Genomic DNA, 4,943 nt, shown 5'->3' with positions numbered 1-4,943 from the left:
CGCGGACGATGGCGACCGCGTTCGAGCGGGTGTACGCGCTGGGCGACGTGACGATGATCAAACTGGCGAACGGCAAGCCCCTGCCCAAAGCCGGCGTGTTCGCGCACGGACAGGCCGAGGCGGTGGCGCGCACCATCGTCGCCGAGGTCACGCGCGCCGGCAAGCCGGCCGAGTTTTCCGGGGAGGGCTATTGCATCGTCGAGACGGGCTACGGGCGGGCCGCGGTGGGCGCGGGGAACTTCTACACCGAACCCGATCCGGCTGTGGCTCTCCAACTGCCGTCGCGGTATTCGCATCTCAGCAAAGTCGTGTTCGAGAAATACTGGCTCTGGCGCTGGTTCGGCGGCCGGCTGCCGGCAATCGAGGCGCTGGCCGATCGGGTCGTGTTCGGCAAGGCGCTGCCGACGGCGTGACGGTTGGCGCGCGCGGCTTCGATGTCGCGTTTCAGGAATGCGTCGAGGCTTTGCTTCAGCATCTCGCGCACCGTCTCGGCCATGCGCGGAATGTCCACCAGCGGCTTGCCGCCCATTCGCAGCACGGTCTTGGCGATGCCGGGGGCGTGGTCGGCCATGCGCTCCAGATCGTTGACGACGTTCATCGTTGCGACGATGGCGCGCAGATCGCCGGCCATCGGCTGTTGCGTCGCGATCATCACCATGCACTCTTCTTCGATCTTGAAGCGCAGATCGTTGATAGCCGCGTCGTCGTCAATCACCTGCCGGGCGAGGGCGGCGTCGCGCTCGCGAAGGCAGACGATCGAGAGATTGATGGCCGCGTCCACCAGACTGCCGAGGCGCAGCAAATTGTCGCGCACCTCGGCAAATTCGCGGTCGAAGACGCTGCGGGAAGCCGTGGTCATGTCGAGTGCATCGTACTGCAAAGCGGGGAACAGGTAAACAGGGAGAGGCAGCGGGCAGTTGTTGTTGCGCGACTACTGCCACGACGAAGTCCACGCCAAACGGTGTCTATGACAAAGACCTGTGCGCTGAGGAGCCGTGTGAGGCCGCGAAGCGAGTCTCACGCGCGGTTCGAAATGGGTGGCGAGGGGGGCGATTGCCCCGCGGACCATGACTTGGGCCGCCCTATGCCTTTTGAAGGCGAGACCCATGCTAAAGTCTATCTCGCTCATCAGGCGCAACGTCAGCGACTTTAGCCATAGCCCGTTGGAATTTCTTCCTGTCACCGCGTTTTGCCCGCTTGCCGAGATACTCTTCTGTCATGAGCGCAGAAAGTTTCTCGGCCAGTGCCAATGTAATCAACTGGTTGATAGAAACGTTCTCTTTGAGAGCGAGTTCGCGCACCCGCTCATGCAAGGAGTCGGGTAAGCGCAGACTGATTGTACTCACGACAACACTCCTATCTTTTGCAGAAACTCTTTCGGGGTCAGGGTGATTAATCCAAACTGCTCGATACCGACAAAATCACTTTGATTGTAAGTCACGATGAAGTCGCATTCAGCGGTGACGGCCAACTCCAATATCATATCGTCGCCGGGATCACTGAGGAATGGCCTCCACAGGTAATAGATTTTGTGATGGTTGGCAACCGCGCAGATATAGTCCAAGATGTCATCTATATCGCGCTCGGTCAGCGGGATTTCTCCGACAAGCCGTTTGGCCGCGTCTTCGTACTCCAAGACCAACGGAACGGAGATGTTGGCTTCATATTTGCCGCTGTCAATCAGCGAAAGCAGCTTGTGGGAAGCACCACGCTTTGACCGAAGGGCGGCTATCCAGATGTTGGTATCAATGACGATTTGATAGATTGGCATACCGGTATCGTATATGATACCGGACTGTTTGTCAACAATTTCGCGAGGAAACGTGCGCTGTGACTACGCCAAGGCCCAACGTTCGGCATCAGCGGCGCCGATCCGCGCCATTCCACGAATCCGTTGTTCTGAATCGGCGGCGGACGGAGACGGTTAAGTGTAAACAATAGAGTTTATGCACAATAATGGCCCAAGCACGAGCAATGTCTTCCTGGCTTAGTAGGCATCATCAAGAAGCGCAAATGGGTGGGATTTTGAAGCCCGCCATGCCTCCCAGCCCTGCGGTTCAGGGTAGAGCGGTGTCGGGTGCGGCCTCGGCACTTGCAATGGGTTGCTCAGGCGCCGCCGCAAGTCTTGACTGCCGATGACGCGAGTACTTTGCACAGCCCTCGGGGCGGCAGAGAGGTCTGAAGCACTACGAGCACCGGCCGGGTCAGGTCGCTGCGGCCGCTTGGGCCGCTTGCCAGCGCTGGGTTTGCCAGTTGACCAGTCCGCACACCACCTGCATGACCCGGGTGTAGATCGAATGGGCACAGCGGAAACGCGTGGCGATGATCGCCCAATTCTTGACCCAGCCAATGCAGTGCTCGACTCGCACCCGAATGGCTCCCAATTGGCGATTGAACGCTTTCTGTTCGTCCGTCAACTCTTGCCCCTTCGGTTTCTTGATCGGGGTCTGCACCGTCAGGCGGGGCACGTGTTGCTCCTCCCCCGTCTCGGCATTGCGGACCGTGACCAGCGCCACCTGATCCGCCAGTCCCTGGTAGCCTTTGTCGGCATCCGCCTCACACCCGTCCGGCAGCCGCTCGACGGTTTTGACTTCATCGCTGAGTTTCTTGTCGTGTTTGGCGCCGGGCGTCGCTTCGCTGATGGCCGCAATGTGGTGCTCCCCGTCGGTGACAAACTGGGTCTTGAGGGTGAACGCCTTCTTCTTACCCGAATAATGGGCTTTGCGTACCTCGCTGTCCTGCGAGCGGTAGACCCGTTGTTCGGTGGCGTCGACCAACGCCCGCCCGTCTGCCAACTGCGTCAGTTCCAAGACTTGGGCCGCCGTCAGCGTTTCTCCTTCCGCCACTTCTTGCCAGACTTCCGGGGCGGGCAGCAACCGGCAGACCAGCGGCAACAGCCGCCGCAAATCGCGCGACACGTCAGTCTGCGTGGCGCCAAACAGCAAGGCCACCGTTTCTTGGGGAATATGCAAGCGCAAGTACGTCAAGGTCTGGGCCACTCGAATGGCCACGGGTTGATCAAAGTCGCGTCCCCCACCAATTGCTCGTTGCCGATCAGGTCGCTCATGACGCTGGCGCTCACGCGAAGCGTCCGGCAGTTGAACTTCCGTTTTATTCACCAACTCCCAAAACGCCTCGGCGGGCAAGCCAGTGAAGGCCTTGACCAATACTGAATTCTCGCGCAGAGTCTTCTCGGTGATTACCATACTCAGCACCTCCATGCAGCGTGGGCGCCGAGTGTAACATGATTTACGCTCCTATTGTGAATGAACTCTAATACATCCTCGATTGGCGAGCACGGTTAAGCAAGGAGGGTAGGTCTCCAGTCTATTCCAGCGCAGGTCGAGTTTGCGCAGATTTGACAGTTGATGCAAGTCTTCCGGTAAAGCGGTTAACGCATTGGCGCGGAGGTCGAGGTATTCAAGAGATCGCAGACGGGTAATGCCCGAGGGAAGTATGGAAATGTCGTTGAACCTCAAGTCCAACTCAGTCAGACGGGCTAAATTACCGATGGATTCTGGCAGCTCGGCCAGTCGGTTTGCTTGAAGATTGAGTTTGGCGAGTGACGATAATTGCCCGATTGAGTCAGGTAACGCGGCGATCTGATTTTTGTGCGCATGTAACTCAACGAGATTTGACAACGCTCCAATCTCTGCGGGGAGGGTGGTGAGTGAATTGTTGTAAACCCGAAGCTCGATCAGGCTGCTGAGATGACCGATCCAGCCGGGCAGCTCGTGAAAGCGGTTGTCCGTGATGTTCAGATAACGGAGCTTGGAAAGAGCGCCACAGGCAGCGGGCAGGCTGCGTAGTTGATTGTTGCTAACATATAGAAAGACGAGGTTTATCAGCGAGCAGAAAGACGCTGGCAGCACGGACAGGCGATTGTGACCAAGATCGAGCATTTCAAGATGTTCGAGGGCGCCGATGCTGTCGGGAATCGTCGAGAGCAGATTCTGGGCGATGTTCAGGGTTTGCAGGCAACGTAGTTGAGATATGTCACTCGGGACGTCGGTCAGTTGATTGTCGAACAAACTGAGAACTGAAAGGCTGGCTAGTTTCAGAGCAGCGATTGGAAACGCTGTCAAGCCGCAGCCATCCAGATTTGCGTTGTGGAGTGTGGATAAATCCGAGTTGGATGCAATGGCTTCGAGCAGCAACCTGCCTTTAAGAGTATGCGTGTGTTGGTGGTTCATGACATGAGTCGGTGAGCCGCCAACGGTGGGCATCAGCCGCTCGCGAGTGTCTGGGAAGACCCGGTTGCTTACCCAAACCTATGCGGGCAATACGGGCCAGTTTTACGAGCGCGTAGCGCGGGTCGACTAAACGCGGTGTTGGGCCGCCGCTCTATGGAGAGCGGGTGGTGGTCTGGAAGCGTTGCCGCACGGCTTTCCAGAATTCACTCCGCGAGAGACCTCGGCCAGCCCTGAGACTCTGCCGCGATTTGTTCAAGATGGCTTGAAAACGTGAGGAACGCGCAAGGATGAGTCGTTCCAAGTCATCGTCGTCCGCTGGAGCCAGCAGCACCGCGACGGCCTTGCCATTTCGCGTGATAACCACCGGCCCTGTGGTCTCGCATTCTTCCAAATAGGCGCTCAAGCGCGCCTTGACGTCAGCGACGGATGCAATTTTCATGGCTCAATCTCCTTGCCACCGATGAATAGTCTGTAGCTTGCACGTAACGCTGGCATTGGGGCGACTTGATACTCAATCCGGCTCGGTAAAGTTACGCGGCGTGAAGCGTCAAGTATTTCCAAAGATACGAGATTGCCGGCAGCATCGTAGTCCAGAATCACACCCGGCTTATCTTCGTCGCTTTCAGCCACAGGGGTCTCTGCCAAGATAATCGTGAGCGTATCGGTCTCGCGGTCATAAATCACTTTCATGCTGCTGTCCTCCAATACTTCGCAACCTTGCTTGTTCGATACACCGTTACAACTTCCGGG

Annotated in this window: 7 protein-coding genes; all 7 read right to left on the bottom strand. The window is 57.7% G+C overall.

The annotated features are described in order from the left end of the window. Window positions 1-241: 241 nt before the first annotated feature. The 7 genes from HY011_04955 to HY011_04925 all read right to left on the bottom strand — a co-directional run bounded on the left by HY011_04955 (window position 242) and on the right by HY011_04925 (window position 4,883). On the bottom strand, window positions 242-859 hold the full coding sequence (locus tag HY011_04955; GenBank protein MBI3422265.1) for a hypothetical protein: 618 nt from the start codon (window positions 857-859) through the stop codon (window positions 242-244). Window positions 860-1,109: 250 nt separating this feature from the next. Beyond that, window positions 1,110-1,346, bottom strand: a complete 237-nt coding sequence (locus HY011_04950) for a toxin-antitoxin system HicB family antitoxin (protein ID MBI3422264.1) — start codon at window positions 1,344-1,346, stop codon at window positions 1,110-1,112. Further along, window positions 1,343-1,771, bottom strand: coding sequence for a putative toxin-antitoxin system toxin component, PIN family (locus HY011_04945; GenBank protein ID MBI3422263.1), 429 nt, complete (start codon window positions 1,769-1,771; stop codon window positions 1,343-1,345). Before HY011_04945 ends, HY011_04950 begins: the two co-directional genes overlap by 4 nt. 433 nt (window positions 1,772-2,204) lie before the next feature. Then, window positions 2,205-3,206, bottom strand: a complete 1,002-nt coding sequence (locus tag HY011_04940; protein MBI3422262.1) for a transposase — start codon at window positions 3,204-3,206, stop codon at window positions 2,205-2,207. Between the two features lie 51 nt (window positions 3,207-3,257). After that, complete coding sequence (locus tag HY011_04935; protein MBI3422261.1) at window positions 3,258-4,193, bottom strand: leucine-rich repeat domain-containing protein; 936 nt, start codon at window positions 4,191-4,193, stop codon at window positions 3,258-3,260. Between the two features lie 151 nt (window positions 4,194-4,344). After that, window positions 4,345-4,632 carry a type II toxin-antitoxin system Phd/YefM family antitoxin gene (locus HY011_04930; protein ID MBI3422260.1) on the bottom strand — a complete coding sequence of 96 codons (288 nt, stop codon included), beginning with the start codon at window positions 4,630-4,632 and terminating at the stop codon, window positions 4,345-4,347. Beyond that, the gene (locus HY011_04925) at window positions 4,629-4,883 is read right to left on the bottom strand and encodes a DUF2283 domain-containing protein (protein MBI3422259.1); all 255 of its coding nucleotides are present in this window, start codon (window positions 4,881-4,883) and stop codon (window positions 4,629-4,631) included. The genes HY011_04930 and HY011_04925 overlap by 4 nt, the downstream gene beginning before the upstream one ends. Window positions 4,884-4,943 lie beyond the last annotated feature (60 nt).

It is taken from the genome of Acidobacteriota bacterium (genome assembly GCA_016196035.1).
GTDB lineage: Bacteria > Acidobacteriota > Blastocatellia > RBC074 > RBC074 > JACPYM01.
Note: the sequence above shows the minus strand (reverse complement) of the source record. Positions and strands in the feature narration are given on the sequence as shown.